General features: G+C 33.3%; 24 protein-coding genes. 15 read left to right on the top strand and 9 right to left on the bottom strand.

The window, feature by feature from the left end; all coding sequences use genetic code 11:
• Positions 1 to 615 precede the first annotated feature (615 nt).
• From ACPDG9_RS07810 to ACPDG9_RS07765, 10 genes are all read left to right on the top strand, one after another.
• Complete coding sequence (locus ACPDG9_RS07810; protein WP_430527199.1) at positions 616 to 1,785, top strand: hypothetical protein; 1,170 nt, start codon at positions 616 to 618, stop codon at positions 1,783 to 1,785.
• Positions 1,786 to 1,929: 144 nt separating this feature from the next.
• Positions 1,930 to 2,142: a hypothetical protein gene (locus ACPDG9_RS07805; protein WP_430527198.1), complete on the top strand. Its 213-nt coding sequence runs from the start codon at positions 1,930 to 1,932 to the stop codon at positions 2,140 to 2,142.
• Between the two features lie 12 nt (positions 2,143 to 2,154).
• Positions 2,155 to 2,718: a terminase small subunit gene (locus ACPDG9_RS07800; protein ID WP_430527197.1), complete on the top strand. Its 564-nt coding sequence runs from the start codon at positions 2,155 to 2,157 to the stop codon at positions 2,716 to 2,718.
• Positions 2,711 to 4,144, top strand: a complete 1,434-nt coding sequence (locus ACPDG9_RS07795; protein ID WP_430527196.1) for a phage terminase large subunit — start codon at positions 2,711 to 2,713, stop codon at positions 4,142 to 4,144. Before ACPDG9_RS07800 ends, ACPDG9_RS07795 begins: the two co-directional genes overlap by 8 nt.
• On the top strand, positions 4,144 to 5,571 hold the full coding sequence (locus ACPDG9_RS07790; protein ID WP_430527195.1) for a phage portal protein: 1,428 nt from the start codon (positions 4,144 to 4,146) through the stop codon (positions 5,569 to 5,571). The genes ACPDG9_RS07795 and ACPDG9_RS07790 overlap by 1 nt, the downstream gene beginning before the upstream one ends.
• A gap of 196 nt (positions 5,572 to 5,767) precedes the next feature.
• The gene (locus ACPDG9_RS07785) at positions 5,768 to 6,031 is read left to right on the top strand and encodes a hypothetical protein (protein ID WP_430527194.1); all 264 of its coding nucleotides are present in this window, start codon (positions 5,768 to 5,770) and stop codon (positions 6,029 to 6,031) included.
• A 7-nt stretch (positions 6,032 to 6,038) separates the two neighbouring features.
• A complete protein-coding gene (locus tag ACPDG9_RS07780) occupies positions 6,039 to 6,440 on the top strand; it encodes a hypothetical protein (RefSeq protein ID WP_430527193.1) in 402 nt (133 codons plus the stop codon).
• Positions 6,441 to 6,597: 157 nt separating this feature from the next.
• Positions 6,598 to 6,942, top strand: a complete 345-nt coding sequence (locus ACPDG9_RS07775) for a hypothetical protein (protein WP_353159356.1) — start codon at positions 6,598 to 6,600, stop codon at positions 6,940 to 6,942.
• Positions 6,943 to 6,985: 43 nt separating this feature from the next.
• Positions 6,986 to 7,396, top strand: coding sequence for a hypothetical protein (locus ACPDG9_RS07770; protein WP_430527192.1), 411 nt, complete (start codon positions 6,986 to 6,988; stop codon positions 7,394 to 7,396).
• Between the two features lie 22 nt (positions 7,397 to 7,418).
• Positions 7,419 to 8,480 (top strand): hypothetical protein, encoded by a 1,062-nt coding sequence (locus tag ACPDG9_RS07765; RefSeq protein WP_430527191.1) that lies wholly within the window; start codon positions 7,419 to 7,421, stop codon positions 8,478 to 8,480.
• A gap of 19 nt (positions 8,481 to 8,499) precedes the next feature.
• Here ACPDG9_RS07765 and ACPDG9_RS07760 read toward each other — a convergent pair whose 3' ends face one another.
• From ACPDG9_RS07760 to ACPDG9_RS07720, 9 genes are all read right to left on the bottom strand, one after another.
• Positions 8,500 to 8,940 (bottom strand): hypothetical protein, encoded by a 441-nt coding sequence (locus tag ACPDG9_RS07760; RefSeq protein ID WP_430527190.1) that lies wholly within the window; start codon positions 8,938 to 8,940, stop codon positions 8,500 to 8,502.
• 2 nt (positions 8,941 to 8,942) lie between these two features.
• Positions 8,943 to 9,485 (bottom strand): N-acetylmuramoyl-L-alanine amidase, encoded by a 543-nt coding sequence (locus tag ACPDG9_RS07755; RefSeq protein WP_430527189.1) that lies wholly within the window; start codon positions 9,483 to 9,485, stop codon positions 8,943 to 8,945.
• 78 nt (positions 9,486 to 9,563) lie between these two features.
• Positions 9,564 to 10,091, bottom strand: coding sequence for a hypothetical protein (locus tag ACPDG9_RS07750; RefSeq protein ID WP_430527188.1), 528 nt, complete (start codon positions 10,089 to 10,091; stop codon positions 9,564 to 9,566).
• Positions 10,091 to 10,387: a hypothetical protein gene (locus ACPDG9_RS07745; protein ID WP_430527187.1), complete on the bottom strand. Its 297-nt coding sequence runs from the start codon at positions 10,385 to 10,387 to the stop codon at positions 10,091 to 10,093. Before ACPDG9_RS07745 ends, ACPDG9_RS07750 begins: the two co-directional genes overlap by 1 nt.
• Positions 10,388 to 10,400: 13 nt before the next feature.
• Complete coding sequence (locus ACPDG9_RS07740) at positions 10,401 to 11,285, bottom strand: hypothetical protein (RefSeq protein ID WP_430527186.1); 885 nt, start codon at positions 11,283 to 11,285, stop codon at positions 10,401 to 10,403.
• Positions 11,286 to 11,287: 2 nt separating this feature from the next.
• On the bottom strand, positions 11,288 to 12,091 hold the full coding sequence (locus ACPDG9_RS07735; RefSeq protein WP_430527185.1) for a hypothetical protein: 804 nt from the start codon (positions 12,089 to 12,091) through the stop codon (positions 11,288 to 11,290).
• 6 nt (positions 12,092 to 12,097) lie between these two features.
• Positions 12,098 to 14,653 carry a hypothetical protein gene (locus tag ACPDG9_RS07730; RefSeq protein ID WP_430527184.1) on the bottom strand — a complete coding sequence of 852 codons (2,556 nt, stop codon included), beginning with the start codon at positions 14,651 to 14,653 and terminating at the stop codon, positions 12,098 to 12,100.
• A gap of 2 nt (positions 14,654 to 14,655) precedes the next feature.
• The gene (locus tag ACPDG9_RS07725) at positions 14,656 to 15,303 is read right to left on the bottom strand and encodes a hypothetical protein (protein WP_430527183.1); all 648 of its coding nucleotides are present in this window, start codon (positions 15,301 to 15,303) and stop codon (positions 14,656 to 14,658) included.
• A gap of 5 nt (positions 15,304 to 15,308) precedes the next feature.
• Positions 15,309 to 15,755: a hypothetical protein gene (locus tag ACPDG9_RS07720; RefSeq protein ID WP_430527182.1), complete on the bottom strand. Its 447-nt coding sequence runs from the start codon at positions 15,753 to 15,755 to the stop codon at positions 15,309 to 15,311.
• A gap of 108 nt (positions 15,756 to 15,863) precedes the next feature.
• Between ACPDG9_RS07720 and ACPDG9_RS07715 the strand changes: the two genes are divergently transcribed.
• The 5 genes from ACPDG9_RS07715 to ACPDG9_RS07695 are packed head-to-tail and all read left to right on the top strand — an operon-like array spanning position 15,864 to position 19,313.
• Positions 15,864 to 16,481, top strand: a complete 618-nt coding sequence (locus ACPDG9_RS07715; RefSeq protein ID WP_430527181.1) for a hypothetical protein — start codon at positions 15,864 to 15,866, stop codon at positions 16,479 to 16,481.
• A 16-nt stretch (positions 16,482 to 16,497) separates the two neighbouring features.
• Entirely contained in the window at positions 16,498 to 16,890 is a 393-nt protein-coding gene (locus ACPDG9_RS07710; protein WP_430527180.1) for a hypothetical protein, read from the top strand.
• A gap of 7 nt (positions 16,891 to 16,897) precedes the next feature.
• Positions 16,898 to 18,208: a hypothetical protein gene (locus ACPDG9_RS07705; protein WP_430527179.1), complete on the top strand. Its 1,311-nt coding sequence runs from the start codon at positions 16,898 to 16,900 to the stop codon at positions 18,206 to 18,208.
• Between the two features lie 11 nt (positions 18,209 to 18,219).
• Positions 18,220 to 18,801 (top strand): hypothetical protein, encoded by a 582-nt coding sequence (locus ACPDG9_RS07700; RefSeq protein ID WP_430527178.1) that lies wholly within the window; start codon positions 18,220 to 18,222, stop codon positions 18,799 to 18,801.
• Positions 18,801 to 19,313 (top strand): hypothetical protein, encoded by a 513-nt coding sequence (locus tag ACPDG9_RS07695; protein ID WP_430527177.1) that lies wholly within the window; start codon positions 18,801 to 18,803, stop codon positions 19,311 to 19,313. Before ACPDG9_RS07700 ends, ACPDG9_RS07695 begins: the two co-directional genes overlap by 1 nt.

Genomic DNA, 19,313 nt, shown 5'->3' with positions numbered 1-19,313 from the left:
GACTGTAAATGAATGTTTAAATGTAAAAACTATTTTACATTTTCTTGTTTAAGTGTGAAAAATATTTTACATTTGTAAAAGAGTTTTGAGTTAAAAAAAGGCAGTGCGCTAACACTGCCCTTGAAAATTAGTTTTTCTCAAATACTTTCGCTACAACAATTAATGTACATAGCGCCATAATAAATTCTGTCATATCTGTTTAGAATTTTAAGTGTCTATGATATTTTAAATACCCTCATAAACGTGTGGGGCAATAATTACTAAGCCGAACTCTCACCTTCGGCTTTTTTCATTTAGTAAAATTACGAAATAAAATAATACCCCTAAAATTCACTCATTCCCTATTGTTAAATCATGTTGATGTCTGTTTGTCAGTTGTTTATAATTATGGTTTTAAAAAAATGAACTATAGCTAAGTTAAGACTAATTCCATTAATTCCAATAATTAATTACTGTCTTCGTATATCAAGACAGTAAAATAAAGAAGTTGATTTTACACAGATGGCTTAAAAAGGCCAATCAACAAGAGTTGTGTTATCTTACATTAAGACATCTTTTTTATTCTATAGTAAATACTATTTTAGTGATTATATTTGTTGTTTAAACTTTTCTCTAATGGATGATATAAAAAGTAATCTTCAAGAAATAAAAGAATATACAATGGATAGGCTTAAAATGCCTATTTTCTTTTATTATTTTGTAATATTAATCGTTTGGAATTGGGATATAATTTTGTTCATATGGAAATCAAATTACCCTATTGAATATGTAATAAAAATTATCAAACAAAATGGATTTGAACCCACCAGATATTTATATCCATTAATAATAGCTGCTGTAGGTAATTTTGTTTTTCCTTTTATAATGCTTGTAATAGAATTATCACTAAGTAAAATCACAAAAAAAAGAAATGATACAGCTTTAGAAATTGAATTAAAAAAAGCCGAAAAAGAATACAGAGTTTTAGAAGTTAAAACTGGGATTAAAACAATTTCAGAACTTGAAGATAAAAAAAACAAATTAGAAGAAGAAAGAGATACTTTAAATAATGAAGTGACTAGCCTCACAGAAGAAAAACATCAAGATGAAATTAAAATAGTTGAGTTAGTGAGTTCAAATGATGAATATAAAAAAGCTCATGAAATAATAACTCAAAAAGTTGATGATCTGAATAATTTCAAAAATAGTGTATCTGGTGTTCAGAACCATGTAACTATTGATCAAGAGATTCAACATTATACCGGACTACTTCTATGGGCACTTAAAAAAGGAAAAAAATTAAAAATATCTATTCCATCTATTTTAAATGCATTAACGGATATATATGTTAAACAGGGGTATAATTTAAAAGCATCAACAACATCTATGATAGATTTGTTTGTTGATTTAGATTTATGCAAGACCAAAACAACAACTAATACAATAGCAAGCAAAATAGAAAATTTAGAGTTCACACCTAAAGGACTAAAGATGTTGTTTTGGTTAAAGGGTGTTGATTATTGTCACATTTCTAATGATCAATTAAACTCCTTGTATGAAAGTATGAAAAAAAATGAATTATTAGATTTGTTTAGAGTTATATCCTTATCTGAAGAAACACATACGATTATTGGAGAATTGAAAGGTAAAATTATTGATCTTATTGAATTTGGGGTATTAGTAGATGAACCTATTCATGGAGAAAGAAGTAATCCCGATGCAAAAGCCATACATACTACAAAATTGGGGGAAGAATTGATAGTTTATATGGAATTTAAAACATATAATCAAACGTTTAGTAAATAAATGAAATATTTAAGCGGTTTTTATAGCCGCTTTTTTTATACCCTAATTTTACCTTTTGCAATTACACGATTTTTATCTATTTTTGTTAATGTCTTACAAGACATATATTTCGCCTATAACAAGGCACTGATTCCTAAAACTTAAATGGGAACTATCGAAGAAGGATCTACACCAACAGGTCCTGAAACAGAAAACACAGAAACAATCATTCAAATCAAAAACGGGAAACTATTTGTCAATGGAGAAGAAACTTCTAATCCAGAGCAAATCGGTTATGCTGTATTGGATGTTGTTGAGCAGGTCATCGAAGGCACTACAATAGATAATGCTCATTTAGCCTTTATTTCTATTTCTTAATCATTCTTCATCATGAACATTAAACTAACTCCTAAGCAAGAAGCATTTTGTCAGGCCTATATCCAAACTGGAAATAAGTCTGCAGCTTATCGTATGAGTTATAACTGTTCAAAGATGAAAGATGAAACGATTAATAACAAAGCATACGTACTATCTCTTAGGGACGATATTAGGACGAGGATAGAACAACTGCAAAGTGTTGTTGCGGAACGAAACAAAATTACTATTGATGAGATAGTAAGCTCGTTGGCTGACATGGTTAGATTCGATATTGCAGAACTCTACGACGACCAAGGCTGCTTAAAACCTATTCATCAAATACCTATCCATGCGCGGCAAATGATTTCAGAGGTCGAAACCTTTGAAGAGTTCCGAGGTTCAGGATCCGATAAAAAGTCTGTTGGCCAAGTTCAAAAAGTAAAGATTGTTCGAAAATTAGATGCTGCTGAAAAGCTTATGCGTCACCTGGGCGGGTATCAAAAGGATAACGCCCAAAAGACTTCAGTTCTTGTCATGTCTAATGATGAAAGAAAGTCAAGACTTCAAGAACTTAGGAAGAAGTTAGATAATGGCTGATAAATGTGCACTGACTGATGAGGAGATTATTGAATTAGAGCAATTGGAGTTAATTGATGGTTTATTTCCCGAATGGAGTGCCTTAACCAATCCAAACTATAAATTCCTTTATGAGTCCATTACAACCCAACAATATGACGAATACGGCAAATTAAAATCAGGATATCGCGGTGTGCTCTTAGAGGGTTCATCGCGTTCTGGTAAAACATGGTCGGGTGTTGATATTATTATTTGGCTTTGTTTATTCGTGGAAACAAAATGTACTATAAACATCTATCGTGAAACGTATAACGAGTTTAAAACAACGCTCTACGATGATTTTAAGCGCCGCCTAGACGATTTCGGTCTACCTAACCCATTCGATGATGCACAAGAAGTAAAATCATTTAAAATCGGTAAAAATACTATTTCCTTCTTAGGAGATGGAAAGCACGGTGGAGGTTGTGACTATGCTTTTTTCAATGAGGTGATGCATATCAAAAAAACGGTATTTGATCAGGTTGAAATGCGTTGTCGTAAGTTTTGGTGGGCTGATTACAACCCTTCTTTTACAGACCATTGGGTATTTGATAATGTTATAAATAGACCTGATGTAGGCTTTTTAAGAACAACATTTAGACAAAATCCATACATAAAGATTCAAGAGAGAAATAAGATATTAGGAACAGAACCTTGGAAGCCTGGAACGTATAAAGTCACGCTTGATGGGGAATTATTGTATAAAGGCAAACCAATAGACGAAAAGAATCAACCGCCAATTCATGTAGATAATGTAAATGCAGGAACAGCAGATGCTGAATATTGGAAAATTTACGGTCTAGGTCTACGTGGAGCAATGAAAGGATTAATCATTCAGCATTTAACATGGATTAATGAATTTCCCGACATGGCTTATACATACGCTAATGACTTTGGTTTTACAACGGATCCGAATGTATTGGTTAAATATGCAGAGGATGATTATAACATTTGGTTTGAACCTCTTTCATACCAGCCCATAGAAACAGATGGTGAACTCGCTTCTTTTTTCGAATCAGTTGGAGTTGACGTAGAAGACCTTATTGCATGTGATTCTGCTGACAAATACACTGGAGAAAACAAAGGTACCATTGAAATGGTTAAGGGATTGAAAAAACATGGGTTTAAAAAGGCATTCAAAATCAAGAAAAGCAAGTCTGTTATGTATTGGCTTGGTTCTATGAAGAAAAAGAAAATACACTGTGTAAAGAATCATCTTTACAAAGAGGTAAAAAAGGAAAAAGAAAATTATAAATACAAAGAGGTTAACGGCATAATGATTAACCAACCTATCGACAAGTACAATCACATTTGGGATGCGGTTCGATATGGCCATATTTCACATAACAGCAATCAAAGTACTGTTTATGGAACTGACTCGTCAGTTTTGAAGGGAATGAATATTTAATGGAAAACATTTTAGATGAATTAAAAAAAGACAAGAATGCTGCTATTGCAGTGCTTAAATCGAAAGGTAAAGACCGCGGTAAAATTGATCAAATAATCAGCGAGTTTTACAAAAATGAAAGGGACATCCGGGACGCGCAAGTCGGAAATGTTCAAAAGGATAAAATGGTTAAAACTGAATCCGGGACAAAGAATGTTCCTCAAGTAAAGTTGTCTATTCCTTTTCAAAAAAAGATAGTAACCAATTCGACTGCTTTTGAGGTTGGAAAACCTGTTACCCTTACAGCGAATACAGACAATAAGAAATCAAAACTACCAGATTTAGTAAAGAAACTTTGGGTATCTAATCGAATTGATCATTTGATTCAGAAGTTAGTTTACTTAAAGAAAGCCCAAACTGAAGGTGCGTTACTCTTTTATATTTCTGATATAAAAGAGAGTTCTTTTATCAAAAAGGCATTTACAAAACTTGGTTTTACCGATGTTAAAAAGCAAATTAAAGTAAAGCTGTTAGATAATAGAAAAGGCTCAATGTTTCCTTATTTCGACGACCTAGGTGATATGAAAGCATTTGTTTGGGAATTCAAAGTAACCAACAAGGAAAAGTCTGTAACACATACCTGGATATATGATAAAACAAATGTTTACAAAACAAATTCTGAGAATGATGAAGTAAAGAAAGAACCTCATGGATTCGATAGGATTCCCATTGATTATGTAGACCAAGAAAATACAGAGTGGCATGATGCGATTAGCTTAATTGATAGAATTGAAGTGACTCTATCTAAATTATGTGGATCCAATGATTATACAGCACATCCAATGGTGAAAATCTTTGGAGATGTGCAGAATGCCCCTGAAAAGGATGAAGATGGTAAAGCGTGGATGATTCCTATCAAATTTGACGATGATGGTAATGAAATAAAAGGAGATGTGGAGCTAATTACAAATCCTAATTCGTCTGATAGCGTTAAATTGGAACTTGATAAGCTTGAGGACTTAATATATGGGCTCACTTCAACAGTTAATCTTTCATTCAATAATGTAAAGGGCCTTGGAAATATTTCGGGTGTTGCTTTAACTCTTATGTTTTTGGATTCTAATATCAAAGCGTCTTTAAACGAGGGCGACAACCGCACGATGATTGAGCGTATTATCAATATTTTGATCGGTGGGATTACCACCACCACAAACACGAAATTAGCTAGTGAAGCATCTGATTTGTTCTACGATATCCAGTTTAATTCAATTCTTCCTACGGACTTAAAAGAAGCAGTTGAAACAGTATCTCAAGCGGTAACATCTGGCGTGATGAGTAAGCGAACAGCTGTCGAGTATTTGGATATGAATCAAAACACTGAAGAGGAATTAGAGTTGATTAATAACGAAACAAAACAGCAAAATGAAGATCCTACAAAAACTAATTAAAGTCTTTCAGTTTATCATAGCCATGTTTATGATTTTTGCATTAGGTCAATGGTTGATTACAAGAGCGAATAGTATATTTGATTTTGTAATAACTCCTTTTAAATTGTTCATTTTTAGTTTTATAATGTACCTTATTTTGATTGGAATGAACTATTTATTTAAAGAAAAAGAGTAAATTTGTTTAACAAAAATTGCTATGAAAAAAAATAGATACATAAAACCCTCAGTCAACGGATTAACCCACAATCGATATGATTTGAACGATTTCGTTTGGTTTCATACGGGTGGAATCGATTACCAATGTGTGGTTAAGAAAATCTTTACTGAGACCGACGAAATGGGAACGAAGGTATCTTATTACATTCAGGTGTTAGATACTCCTATGGATGTTCCTTATTTAGTTAAAGAGCAAGACGAATTGTGTGAGTCTAGAGCTGATTTAAGAATGGGTATTAAATAAAGTAGTTATGAATAAAAGGAAATTGTTAATTAGAGCATATATCGTTCTTCTTGTTATTGGTGTTACATTTGCAGTAGTTCCAACAGATTGGAGTGATATAAAACAAATAGTTGCGTTTGGTGCAACTTTTCTTGGCTTTATATTAGCTGGGATATCTCTTATAATACCTAATGTTTACCCACACACAATTAATTTAGATGATTGGAAAGAGCGCGGAGATGGAGGATATTATTACATTATATCGGCTAAGACTCATGGAATGGGGAAAACACCTAGATTTTCAGGTTGTTTTGAAGAAGATAAGAATGAGTTTTATAGTGCTGGATTAGTTGATAATAGCTATAATAAGAAAGGAGATGTCAAGATATCCGTTGGAAGACCTTACGCATTGAAAGTATTGATTTCATAAATTATAAATAACGTCTAAAACTGTTCTAAAAAAGAGCAGTTTTTTTTTATCTTTTTTTGTTTTAAAGTTTGCGATTCACAAACTTTTGTTTTATATTTGTTCTAACAAAACAAGCAAGGGTTCTTTGATATAACGTTAAACAAAACAAGTTACAAAAATGGAAAATTTAATCGAGAGAGTTTGGGAATACTCACAAAACAATCCTTACGGTTTCACCCTTAACATCGAAACAATGAAACCAATCAAATTTGGCATCTGTGTTGCATACCTAGAAACACAAAACAGCTTCGGTAAGCAATCACTTCAAACGGTAATTAAACACTCTTTAAATCATCAAAAAATAGTTGGAGGGTGGTTAAATGATGAAAACAAACAATACTACTTCGATAGTATTAAAATCTTCAAAAACTCTGAACTACAAAAAGCAATAGAGTTTGCAAAAGAAAACGAACAACTAGCAATTTTTGACCTAACAAATCTTAGAGAAATTAAAATAAAATAGGGAGGGTAACACCTCCCGCCCTTGCTATTATATAATTTACGTTATGAAAACATTGACAGCATCACAAAATAAGTCAATCTCAGCTTATAGAGCTGCAGGAATTGACATTGATATCTTGGAGGATAACCAAGTAAAGATTACTCAATCTAGGTTGGTAAATGGCTTTATTTTGAACCAAAAGCAATTGCATGAACGAGCACGCGAAGTGTTTCCTGATGCAAAGATTATTCCCGTTGTTTATTCTCTCCAAGTGGATGATATATCCATTGGTTGGGTAGAGAGTAAAATGGATGAATTTGGAATCAAACGAAATGATTTAATCAAGCAATTAGCCATTGATAAGAGTTCCTTGAGTGAAATGTTCTCGGGGAATCGCGGGTTAACCAAATCGATGAAAGCTACTTTCTTTTATTATTTCTTAACTTACGAACTGAATCGAGATTTGAGAGAGTAAATAATTTAAGCATTTTACATTGATGAAAAAAAGTATAAGAAAGCCGGTAAATTGGCAAGATTTTGAAAGTTTGTGTAAAAAACTTTGGGGAGAAATGTGGCAGATACCAATTAAAATTAAAAAAAATGGTAGATCTGGACAATCTCAAAGTGGTGTTGATATCTATGGGAAGCCAAAAGGAGAACAACATTATTTTGGTATACAATGTAAAGGAAAAGATGATTATACAGATGCTAAATTAACTATAGCTGAAATTGATAGGGAAATTAAACTAGCTAAAAACTTTAAACCTCAGTTAGGGGAATTTATTTTTGCAACTTCTTCAAATAAAGATGTACGAATTGAAGAATATATTAGAGAACAAAATATTAAATCTATTGAAGCAGGAGGTTTTAGTATTGATTTATTTTGTTGGGAAGATATCGAAGATTTATTAGAAGAATATCCTAATATTCTTAATTGGTATTTATGTGGATTAAGCTCAAGGACAGAATATGATATAACAGTTTTTTTTGAACCTAAAATACTTAAACCTAATTTTATAAAAGAAGTAACTAAGTATAAAAAGAAGGAAGAAGAAATAATACCAGAGCAATTTAAGTACATTGCAGAGGCAGTCTCAAAATTTAGTTATTTAAAGAATATTCATAGCGATATACTTAAACCTAATACCCATATTAATCGTTCTTTTGTTACAATTAAAATTTACTTAAAGAATACAGGATTAAAAGTTATAGAACATTCTCAAGTAAGAATCAAATTTACCAAAGGGGTACGTAAATTATCTAATAAAAAATATCTTAATGTATTTGAGGAATTAGACACTCCTTTGGTACAGAAGGATTTCGATATAATAAAGATTGATATGCTTATTGAACATAACACATCAGAGATAGAATTTGAGTTAGAATTAATTGCAAGAGACTTTAGTACTAAAAATAACTATGTAATCCCAGTAGATCAAGTTTTAACAGAAAAAATAAACTGTATTGAAGTAACTGAAGATGTACAAGTTATAGATGATGTAGTTGAAATTAAAGACAATATTGAATCATTTTACAATAGTATTCCAGGGTTATATTAATTATAAGTACAAAAGCCGACTAAAACAGTCGGCTTACTTTTTTCAATGGTTTTCTGAAAATGTAAATTAGAAATACTATTACCGCAATTGGTATAATAATACCCCACCAGTTGAACTGCTTCCTGTCAACTGTTTTATCTTTTATTGTACTCTTGTCTTTAGTGTTTTCTTGAATATTCTCTTCTTTTGATTTTTCCTTTTCAGTACTTTCTTCTTTTGATTTTTCTTTCTCTTCGGAACTAGGATTGTAGATTGTGCGTTTACCGTCTTTTTCAACTATCGAATCGGCTTTGAAAACCCTTGAGCTTTCATAGATTTTCATTTTGCTTCTTTCGACTTCAAGTTCTTTAATCTTTACCTTTAGATTAGTTTCGATATCATTGATTCGCTTTTGTAAATCTACTTTACGCGAACCGCAACCAACGAGTAACAAAGCAAATAAAATGTATGTATATCTCATGGCTATTTATTTTGATCGTACTTGATTAATAAATCACCAACAAATTGTACTAATTCCATTTGTTTGCTGTGAAAAGCTTTCATGTCATTTACGTTGGTGATAAAACAGAACTCTATAAGAGCAGCGGTACCTGGTTTGTTTAGAATACCTAATCTTCCTCGAGCGGATTGACTTTCTGGCTTTACTCCACGGTTAGCAATTTGCATAATACAAGAACAACCATCGACTAATTCTTTTGCAAAGTCTTTGGAGGTTTGACCTGCATTGTTGGAAACAAATACCTCGCATCCGGTTGCTGAAGGTGAAGCTGCGTTGAGGTGCATATCTAGGACCACATCGCCTTTAACTGGCTTAATTCTGCTTTGATATTGGGTGTTAGTTTCCCAGTTTTCATCTGTAATGTATCGATGCCCTTTGTACATTAAGTACTCGATCAATAAATTTCTGAAGGCATCCATTTCTTTCATTTCGACAAATCCATTAGCAACTGCTCCTGGATCCTTGTCGTGATGTCCCGCTGAAGGGAATACTTTGTCTTGTGACATTTTGTTTTTAGTCCAAAATAGAAGAAGGGGTTCAAGATATCCTTCTTCTCGAAATATGTAGTTTACTTATTTGTAAAACTATTCTTCTTTATTCTTACTATCAAAGAAGGCTTTTAAATCGCCATTCTTCTCGAAATTATACAGCTTTTCCATTATGAAAGCTGGAGGGTATTTTCCCCTACTTAAAATGTGGATGTTTTTTAAAACTTTTGATGTTGGGTAGAGTAAAGTTGTTATTTGGATTAATATCTTAAACAATTCTCCAACTAGATTATCGCCTGCTGTATATCTTAGCATTTCCAGCATTATATATACTACAGATACAGCTAGTATCATGAAGGCATTTCTAACCAAGAAATCCCACCAACTAAAGCTTTTTTTTACTAAATGGAATACTGCACCCACTCCCATATTAACAGCTAATGCAATAATCATAAAAATTCCAAACTGTTGATTTTCTGTAAACCACCAATTTATTTGACTTAAAATAAAGGCGACTGGTGCTAATCGAGTGATCAAGGATAAGTAGTAATCTAGCCTATCGGAAAACTTAACACATGGCTCAGTTAGTAGCATTGTCCTAACAAATAAATGCTGTATATTCATTACTCCATATTTTTAATTTCTCCTGTTTCCGAATCGATATTCAATGTTCCGTATGCTGCATAGATCTCATTAAACAAGTCGTTTCTTTCCTTTAAGGTCTTTTCTGTCGATACATCAAGGAGGGCTTGTAATTGTTTGAGTTCGGCTCTACGATAATGAATATCTATAGCTTGCTTATCAACTTTCTCCATCTCTGCATTGGATGCTTGAAGTTTAGCTAAGTGTAATACTGAAATTTTGTTTACTGTTTCTTCAACTGATTTCGTTTCTTGAGTTTTTTTTGATTCTGTTTTCATTTCTGTTTAGTTATTAAATTAAAGGATCTTCCCTAAATATTCCTGTTGCTGCTTCTCCTATATAGACTCTCATCTCCATAGGTTTTGTAGGGTCATGTAAACTATAATCCATAGTTACTTTGTTTTGCCTAAAACCTTCAAAAGGTATTTTCATACCAACTTCTACTAATTCCCCAAAATACTTTAAACAATTTTTACCTGTTATTTCTTGTATGTGTAATTTAGCAGGTATCTGAGAGTTTAGAAATGTATTGAAGAAGTCTAATACTATTGGACTGTCACTTGTTAGTGTTGCGTTATTTACTTCGAAACTTAAAGAGTTTCTTAAATCATCAGGTGTGATATATTGAACTCTTTCAGTGTTATACATATTGAAGTAGTTTTGATTATTAAATCTAATAGTAGCGTGTGTGCTAGGTCTATAATCAACATTCCTAGCGTGCATATGATAAAATCTTTGACGTGTATCTTCAGTGAAGTTGACTCCGTCATCTGACCATAGAAAATCTACATATCCCACTCTTGTCTCATATTGACCTGAACTTCCACCATAAGATACTGCAATAAGACCTCTCTCTAGATGATCTCTTGGTATAATATCACCAACTGATAAATCCCTTATAGGTATTCCCGGTAGAAAAGATCGTATACTAATAGTATTCATTTCGACTATTTTTAACGCTTCAAATTTTCTACCTGCATTCGGTATATATGGAGGAAATGTATCTGTTGTAACATCATTAACTCCTAGTCGGTATCCTTTACCTGCACGTTGATTTACACTATCTAACTGATTGTATCTTTCTATATCATAGTCAGACCATGTAAATATGTTTGTACCTGTTCTTATTGAAGAACTAAGACGATCGCTTATTGCTCTTAATCTTATCTTTGCCATAATTATAAACCTGAATATTGACCACTTCCAACGTCTGCTACATCAAATACAATAGCATCTTCAGTATTAATTGCTGTACCTGGAGGGAAAAATACTTTCATTTCACCTCTACTCAGATCAGTAGCTAAAAATTCATCTCCGTTAGATACTCTTTCCCCATTATGAGTTAGTATTGCTCTAGGAGGTATTGTGACAACCTTTACCTTTAGAGGTGGATCATTCTCAGGATCTCTATACGGAGGTGTAGTATTAGTTGTAAATTCTGCTAAACTTATAGGTACTAACGTACCAATAGGGCACTCTATTAAGTTATCACCAATAGCACTAGGAGGTCTATTAGTTCCTGATACTACATCTATAAACAATTTAGCAGGCTCCCTATTATAACCAGATACTGTATTGGCAGTATTATTATATGAACTTGCAACAAATTCTACATAATCACTACCTATGTTGTTGCCTCTAACCTTAAAGTTATTAGTATCTAAAGTTGCTCTAGTTACTTCACCGTTTGATATAGACGCATTAGGACCATTGGCGTATATAGCAGCATTATTGTTTAATAAAGTAGCTATTGCTCCTGTACCTCCTGGCATTAGTATATTTTCAAATCTGTTACCTTCTCTAACTATTTTTACACCTCCTAAAGGTCTATTGAACTCATGGTAATATTCGGGAGTAGAGTTGGTTAGGTCAGCTCTAGTAATACTTACTGTCTGACCTCTAACAACTCTTATTCTAACATCACCTAAAACTTCTGGTGGTATATTGTCATTAACCGCTACTAATTTTATTTTTGTTGGCATATTCTATTATTTAAACATCCAAGGATTAAAGTATCCTATATTATTTTTTAACTTATAACCAAAAACTCTTTCCGTAGAACTCGTACTTGGAGATGCATATAATGAACCTTTATTGAAAGAGTGAAACCTATTAGCACTATTCATCAAAGTAGTGAGTTCTGTAGAGATTGTTCTATAGTAATAACCTCTTAACAGTACTTCTTTGTTGCTGATTGCGATGCCTAATCCTGCAGTAGTTGTTAGATTTGCATATTCAGCATTTCCATTACTATTCCACTTGTACCACTTACCGTCATTACCTAAATAAACAAGGGTAGGAGCTGTATATCCAATAATATCTTGTTCCCCTAGAATCTCACCACTCGCTTTTAGTGGGGAGGTACTTAGTTTATTATTCGCTGTTGATTCACTGAATTGTGATATCTGAGAACCATTACTAGAGATATAATCCTCCGCACCATTACTACTACCTCCGTTAGCTAAAACCCATTCTGCAGTAGGTATTTCTTTACCAGTGAAAGATGTTACGTTTGAACTATATTTTTGTTTATTACTAAAAGTACCAACACCATTATTATTCATCACATAAGCATTTGATCTAATCATTTCAGATTCGCCACTACCTATTATAAATAAAGGACTATTAGGTGTTATTGTTTCTGACACATTGATTACTGTAGGATCATTAAATCTGCCTACGACAGTACATCCGCGTTGGTTATTTAGTAATGAATAACCAATAGTAGTTCCTTCCATTACATTATTAGAAGAATAAGAACCGACTGATACACCGTACTTACCTAAATTAACACCTAAATATCCTATTTGTACACCATGATTTCCATCACTATTACCTCCTGTGCCAATCTGGATGGCATTTGTTTTAGTTGCTCCACCACCACGGCCAATTGCAATAGCTCCATCACGAGTTGCCAAAGAGTCATAATTTCTAATTCTCAATCCTCCTTGTGCCGTATGTTCCCAAATAGAATCGGCTCCTTGAGTAATTTTGGCTGTAACAAAATCAGATATAACTTTTGGAGAATAAACATGGTTATTCGTATTAGTTCCAGTATTTAATAATGCTAAAGTACCAGTAGCATAGGTAGTATTTGTAGCAGAAATTGTACTACCATTTATTTGAATATTTGTTCCTGCTACAAGTGTTTGTTTAGAAAACCCTTGAGATTCTACCCATTGACGAGTTGCAGGATTAGGAAGATTCAAGTCATCCCAAATTTTTCTATCTCTACCCCAAACTCCATCAACTTTTGTATGACTTAGATAAAAATCTAAATCATTATTAGTTTCTGCACCCGCGTACCCTGTTATTTTCCAAGAAGCATAAGTACTAGTCCAACCTTTTGTAATTATACTAGAATACCAATTATTAAAACTAGGTGTTGTTAAATTATGAAATAAAGTAAAAGATGTACTATTTGGTATATTTAAAGAAGAAGGCATATATACTGCACTACCATTTGATCCAAGTCCACTTGTTGTACTCCTAATATCTATTACTTGAGTTCCTATATAGTCTATGTTAGTAGCTACACCATTTACAACTTTTGTAATACGATCTCCAATATTAGGATTTCTTGATTTACCTAAATCTGTTACTACATTAGGAGTATTACCAGTATGTAATAATTCAATCCAATTTGTAGGAGCATTATTTGAAGCAGTAGAAACCCCATAAAATAATTTTGTGCCTGTACCAGTAGTAACATTATTTGTTAATAATAAATGATTGCCTTTAAGCACTGTCATATTTCCAATAGTACCTCCAAAATTAGTTGGTAAATTTGGGTCATTTATAGGTATTTCGTAAAATCCTCTATTTCTATTTGAATTTATTGCGATTGAGGTTGTTGTAGCGGTACCCAATCCATAATCTCTGAAATCACCACGATCATAAGCTTGCTTCCATTGAGATGAATCTCCATCTCGTTTTGAAGCAATTTGGCCATCTCTAGTAAACCACACCCATCTATTTGAGGATGAATTGATATCTGGTGTACTACCTATTACATATGCGTCCTTATTTCCTAACCCTGTATAAACATCTCCATCAGTAACACTAATTTTAATTGAAGAGTTTATAGCGCTAGTGTTTCTATATAAACTTAATAAACTAGCTGACGATCCTATGGTATTAATTTCATTTCTTGTACTAAGTACACCCACATCATTAATATGAATTTGACCATTAGCATTATCTGATTTAGTTGGTCTAAAGAAAATACCTGTACTTTGATTACCTGTAGCTTGAGCACTGATAATAGTACTAGTGCTAGACATTATAAACCTCTTATCGTTTTTATGATCAATACCTGTATTATCTGTACTAAAATTAAGATTGCTTGACATCGTATCACCAGTTTTCTTTACGAATCCAAGGCTATTTGTATTTAGCTCATTTATAGCATGAACTAAGTTTGTTTTATTCGAAGTAGTAAGCTGCGATTTATCTCCAATATCGGCATATAGTTTATTCAACTTTTCGCCAGTTTTTATGCGTAAAGCTGTAATGTTTATTGTTAAATCACTAATGAACCCCATAGTTAAAAGTTTACTTGATTCTCTAATTGTGTGCTCCAATCGGGAATTGCTGAATTAGCATCACCCATTGCAATTGCATGATCATAGGCAATCTTTCCCCGATCTCCGCGATATGCCGTTGAAGATGTTTCTCCAAGTGCTAAACCCGAATCTAATTGTATCATATCAGTACCCGACCAGCGGTAAGTTGTGTTAGTTGATACTCTAACATAAATTTTATCCGCTTCAGGATCTGAGCTAGTTCCTGCCGTTGTACTCGTTGATGTAAATATTTTTTTTGTTCCTGTTAAATAGCGTTTTTGGCCAGCGACCATACCCGATGTTGGTGCTGTGGCTACAAAATCTACCAAGTCAACTACATCATCTACGAAACTCGGAAGCTGTACTGCAGGAACTCGTCCTGTTCCATCTAGTGTTGCTACTCCGTTGGCGCTTCCTTTTTCAGTTTTTGGAATATAGGCATCTAAAACAGCTGAATCAATTGCCCCTATCTTAGTTCGAATAGTAGTTTTTTCTGTTGGTGTTAAGTTACTTGGTAAGTTGTCTAAGTTTTTGTTTGCTTTATTCGTGTCAAGCAAGTTCATTTTAACCGCTATCACTGTAAGTAATTCTTGAATTTCAGCAAATAGTCTTGTTATAAAATCTCCCATAGTTTCTAAAAGTTTATTTGTTCTTGTAAGTGCGTACTCCAATCAGGAATATCGATTGCTTCCATTTCAGGGTTTCCAACAGCATCTATATTTATACGTGCTTGTTTTTGTGATTCAGGTTCTAAGAATTGTTCAGTATGCTTAACAAAATCTCTAGTTAATAGATTCAGATTTAACGACGTTAATATATTCCCCTCCGAATCTTGAATAAAAATTGTATTAGATTCAGAATCAGAAACAAGTTGCATATTTCTTAAATTCTCAAACTCCTCTATAGAAACTTCGCTAGGTCTGTATAGTGTCTTCCCTGTTGTGTTGCCGTTGCTAACTGCGATATATAGATTTCCATCATCACTCATTGCAGATAATTCATGGATCGCCTTAGAATTGTCAAGAGTCCCTTCGATCCACCTCGATATTTCTTCTACTTTTCTTATAAGTGCCTCATCCATAATAATTTTTTAAACAAAAATACAAAAAAAACCTTATTTAGAATCGTTCAAAATAAGTAAAATATTACTACATTTGTTTTTGTAAACAATTTTTAAAAGAAACATACTATGGCAGTTAAACCAGAAAAGATTAAGGAGAGACTTAAGGTATTATTCCCTAAGGCTAACTTGTCGCAAAAAAGGCTTGACGAGATTTCGGCAAGACTTGCAAAAAAACCTGAAGATGATGCTGAAGATGATGCGATTGATCAAGTGATTAACGACGCTAATGATTTGATGGACTTTGCAGCGATTGCTAAAGAGGACGATAGAATCAGAACGTTAGAAGCTAAATCAAAAGCACCTGAGACAACCGATCCTAAAAAAGAGGAAAAGAAAGAAGAAGGAGATGATGCTCCAGCTTGGGCAAAAGCCTTAATTCAAAAAGTTGAAGCAATTGAAAAAGGTGAGGTTGTAAAATCAAAACAAAGTACAGTTACTGACTTATTTGCAAAATCAGAGGTCTTAAAAAGCTTACCAGAAGCACAAAAGCAATCTTGGATGAATCGCGTAAACCTTGAATCAGAGGATTTATCAGCTGAAATAGCTAGCCTTGAAACGGAATACAGCGAACTCAAACAATCGGTTGTTGACTCGATGGGATTCTCAGGAGTTCCAAGTTACAATAGTGTAGGTGGTAAAGATATTTCTGATGCTGCCGTAGACGCAATTTTAGATGGGTATTAATTTATAAAAAATCATTATGGGAGTAGTAGCAAGTTTAAATAATGAAGAAGAAATCTTCGACACAGGCAATGATACGATAGTAGTTCCTAGAGTTATGGAAACCGTAATTGGGGGACGAACACTCGATACAACTGATTACAAGCAAGCTGTTATCAAAGCAGGGTCGATTGTAATTAAAGAAGATGCAACAGGTAATCATAAACCTATGCCTTTAGACACTGAGGGTATTAATTATGGTGCTTTACCAGCAGGTCACACAATTGTAGGGGCTGTAATTTCAACAGTGAGTACTAAAAAACCTTTTGTTGGTATTTCAACTCGTGGATCCGTGAATGAAGCAGCATCTCCGTATCCACTAACAAAGGCAATCAAAGATGCATTGCCTCGTATTAATTTCTTTAAAGAGTAAGTAAAAGATGGCACAAGAAAAATCATTATTTGTAAAATTTGAAGATTGGTTTAAAAAAATAGCCAAGAGAATTGAGGTTAGAGTAAACGGAAAGGATGAAAATGCAGCAATAAAATACTATCATAAAGAAATGCTGACTCCTGAGTTGTCAACTGACTTAAAATGGGAAAGTGCATCTATAGATGGTTCTATTGTTGCTGCGGACTTTGTGGCAATGGATTCAGAGTTGCCATTAAAGAAACAAGATTCAATTGCTTTAGCATCAGGAGATATTCCAAAGGCAGGTATGAAATTGAAGCTTACAGAAAAGCAATTGACTCAAATTAGAACTATGCGCAATGCGGGTCATTCGGAAGAGGAAATTGCAAAAAAAATATTCCAACAAGTACCAAAGGTAACATATGGTGTCTATGAAAGAAATGAAATGGTACTTCTTCAATCTTTATCAACTGGTTATGCATTGGTGGAGGATACTGAAAATGTAGGAATTGGTATTAGATTAAAATTTGGAATCAAAACTAAAAACCAAAGTAAGGCACCTGAACCATGGTCAGATCCTAAAGCAAAAATTGTAAATCATATTAAGGCTATTATTAAGTCAGCATCTGCTCAAAATATCCGACTAAATGTTGTGATGATGGATGATATTACTGCCCAGTATGTAGTTGAAAATGAACAAATAAAAAACAACTTTGCTTTTTCTGGAGGTATTGCAACTGTAGGGTCTAATGTTCCTGACCTAGATGAAGAACAATTAGTTACGTTTTTTAAGAAAAAGTTTAAACTTACTCTTAAAATTGTTGACAGAACAATTATCACCGAGAAAAATGGAATAAGAACAGAACATAATCCTTGGGCACAAGGTATGGTCACATTCCTTCCAAGTAATAAAGCAGGTCGTTTGGTATATGGTATTCTAGCAGAAGAGGATGGGAAAAGTAAAGCTATTATGTATGAAAAGGTAGAATATATCTTGCTTAAAAAATGGCATGAAAATGAACCTTATGCTGAATTTACATCTTCTCAAGCTTTATGTTTACCTGTCTTAGATAATGCTAGTAAAATTTTCATACTTGATACTAATAAACCAAACGCGGACGACACGCAAACCGAAGGAGATGAAAATTTCGATTACAACGGTGATGTTTACAAAGTATCAGTGGTAAAAGCAGCCTTAAAATCGGTTGATGGACGAATCAATGTCGATAAAATGACTGATGAGCAATTGTTAGCTAAAATCAATACGTTGAATCAAGAACAGTTAGCGAAATTCGAGGAAGCTTTAGGTGAACCAATCACAGAAGGAGAAGGAGACTAAAATTAATTTAGATGTATTCAGAAGTAGCCATAAACAATTTAATATCACAAATAGGATGGTCGGGCGCATTAGCGCCTAGCCTACCTATTGAAATTGATTCAGCTGCTTTTATTTCTGAATCAGGACGAACGTTCGAATCCTTTCATTCTCTAGTGAATCTTGAAAACGTTTATTATTCAGTTAGCGAGAGATCTATTAGTGAAGAACCTTTTAATCTATACTTACAAGAAGTATCAAAAAACGCTGTTTTAAGCGTATTGAGTAAGATTATGGATCAAAGTAAGGGTTACATTGATTCAGTTAATTATGACAATGTAATAATCACAAAAAAGCATCTATTCGTTGAAGCAATTGGTTATTCAGTCGCTTGTCAGATGATTGAGCTTTTCCTTTCTACCAATAGAAAGAACTTTGTTGAAAGAAACGCAAAAGAGGCAGTAGCTAGAATGAAGTTGGATTTAGAAGGTGCTAAAAATGATAGAGGCTATAAAGTAGCAACTGGATTAAAGGACCATCTTAACCGATCAATTAGAAAAGCTTCTAGTATTATATTTCCAATCGTTGCAACGGTTGATTCAAAATCTATTTGGTAATGCTTTATTTGAGAGAAAAACCATTAGGAATCGACACTAAAATAGATATCATTCAGAAGTCTATTTTTAAAACGATTGGAGAAAATGTAGACGTATATGGGCGTGTGTATCGCAATCCAAATAAAAGTGGAGTTACAGCTGAGGTGTACGTATCTGGATTAGAATACAGAGACGTTTTTACAAACGACTTGAAGTCAGGAAGTGTGTTTTTTATTGATAGTGAAATACATAAATTCTTAGGAGGAAATGATTTTGAGTCTGATATAAAAGTTGTGTTCATGTTAGATTTAAAAAAACTTTCAGGAGTTGAGTTGAGAAATGATTCAGAGGTTCAAACTAAAGCTATTTTAGAACTTAAAAAGCATCGATTTTTCACGATTGAAAAAATTGAAAAAGGAATTCCAACTGTTTTTAAGGGTTTTGACACATCGACCATTAAAATAAACGACATGCAGCCTTATCACGTGTTTGCTGTCGTGGGTAAGTTAAAATACAATATCAATAATTGTTAA

The organism is Myroides sp. C6-3 (genome assembly GCF_050522425.1).
Classification (GTDB): Bacteria; Bacteroidota; Bacteroidia; order Flavobacteriales; family Flavobacteriaceae; genus Flavobacterium.
This window is presented reverse-complemented; position numbering and strand designations above follow the sequence as displayed.

Bases quoted from the DNA above. Each gene is read 5' to 3' on its own strand.
- ACPDG9_RS07810 (WP_430527199.1), top strand. From the start codon at position 616: ATGGATGATATAAAAAGTAATCTTCAAGAAATAAAAGAATATACAATG.
- ACPDG9_RS07805 (WP_430527198.1), top strand. From the start codon at position 1,930: ATGGGAACTATCGAAGAAGGATCTACACCAACAGGTCCTGAAACAGAA.
- ACPDG9_RS07800 (WP_430527197.1), top strand. From the start codon at position 2,155: ATGAACATTAAACTAACTCCTAAGCAAGAAGCATTTTGTCAGGCCTAT.
- ACPDG9_RS07795 (WP_430527196.1), top strand. From the start codon at position 2,711: ATGGCTGATAAATGTGCACTGACTGATGAGGAGATTATTGAATTAGAG.
- ACPDG9_RS07790 (WP_430527195.1), top strand. From the start codon at position 4,144: ATGGAAAACATTTTAGATGAATTAAAAAAAGACAAGAATGCTGCTATT.
- ACPDG9_RS07785 (WP_430527194.1), top strand. From the start codon at position 5,768: ATGAAAAAAAATAGATACATAAAACCCTCAGTCAACGGATTAACCCAC.
- ACPDG9_RS07780 (WP_430527193.1), top strand. From the start codon at position 6,039: ATGAATAAAAGGAAATTGTTAATTAGAGCATATATCGTTCTTCTTGTT.
- ACPDG9_RS07775 (WP_353159356.1), top strand. From the start codon at position 6,598: ATGGAAAATTTAATCGAGAGAGTTTGGGAATACTCACAAAACAATCCT.
- ACPDG9_RS07770 (WP_430527192.1), top strand. From the start codon at position 6,986: ATGAAAACATTGACAGCATCACAAAATAAGTCAATCTCAGCTTATAGA.
- ACPDG9_RS07765 (WP_430527191.1), top strand. From the start codon at position 7,419: ATGAAAAAAAGTATAAGAAAGCCGGTAAATTGGCAAGATTTTGAAAGT.
- ACPDG9_RS07760 (WP_430527190.1), bottom strand. From the start codon at position 8,940: ATGAGATATACATACATTTTATTTGCTTTGTTACTCGTTGGTTGCGGT.
- ACPDG9_RS07755 (WP_430527189.1), bottom strand. From the start codon at position 9,485: ATGTCACAAGACAAAGTATTCCCTTCAGCGGGACATCACGACAAGGAT.
- ACPDG9_RS07750 (WP_430527188.1), bottom strand. From the start codon at position 10,091: ATGAATATACAGCATTTATTTGTTAGGACAATGCTACTAACTGAGCCA.
- ACPDG9_RS07745 (WP_430527187.1), bottom strand. From the start codon at position 10,387: ATGAAAACAGAATCAAAAAAAACTCAAGAAACGAAATCAGTTGAAGAA.
- ACPDG9_RS07740 (WP_430527186.1), bottom strand. From the start codon at position 11,285: ATGGCAAAGATAAGATTAAGAGCAATAAGCGATCGTCTTAGTTCTTCA.
- ACPDG9_RS07735 (WP_430527185.1), bottom strand. From the start codon at position 12,091: ATGCCAACAAAAATAAAATTAGTAGCGGTTAATGACAATATACCACCA.
- ACPDG9_RS07730 (WP_430527184.1), bottom strand. From the start codon at position 14,653: ATGGGGTTCATTAGTGATTTAACAATAAACATTACAGCTTTACGCATA.
- ACPDG9_RS07725 (WP_430527183.1), bottom strand. From the start codon at position 15,303: ATGGGAGATTTTATAACAAGACTATTTGCTGAAATTCAAGAATTACTT.
- ACPDG9_RS07720 (WP_430527182.1), bottom strand. From the start codon at position 15,755: ATGGATGAGGCACTTATAAGAAAAGTAGAAGAAATATCGAGGTGGATC.
- ACPDG9_RS07715 (WP_430527181.1), top strand. From the start codon at position 15,864: ATGGCAGTTAAACCAGAAAAGATTAAGGAGAGACTTAAGGTATTATTC.
- ACPDG9_RS07710 (WP_430527180.1), top strand. From the start codon at position 16,498: ATGGGAGTAGTAGCAAGTTTAAATAATGAAGAAGAAATCTTCGACACA.
- ACPDG9_RS07705 (WP_430527179.1), top strand. From the start codon at position 16,898: ATGGCACAAGAAAAATCATTATTTGTAAAATTTGAAGATTGGTTTAAA.
- ACPDG9_RS07700 (WP_430527178.1), top strand. From the start codon at position 18,220: ATGTATTCAGAAGTAGCCATAAACAATTTAATATCACAAATAGGATGG.
- ACPDG9_RS07695 (WP_430527177.1), top strand. From the start codon at position 18,801: ATGCTTTATTTGAGAGAAAAACCATTAGGAATCGACACTAAAATAGAT.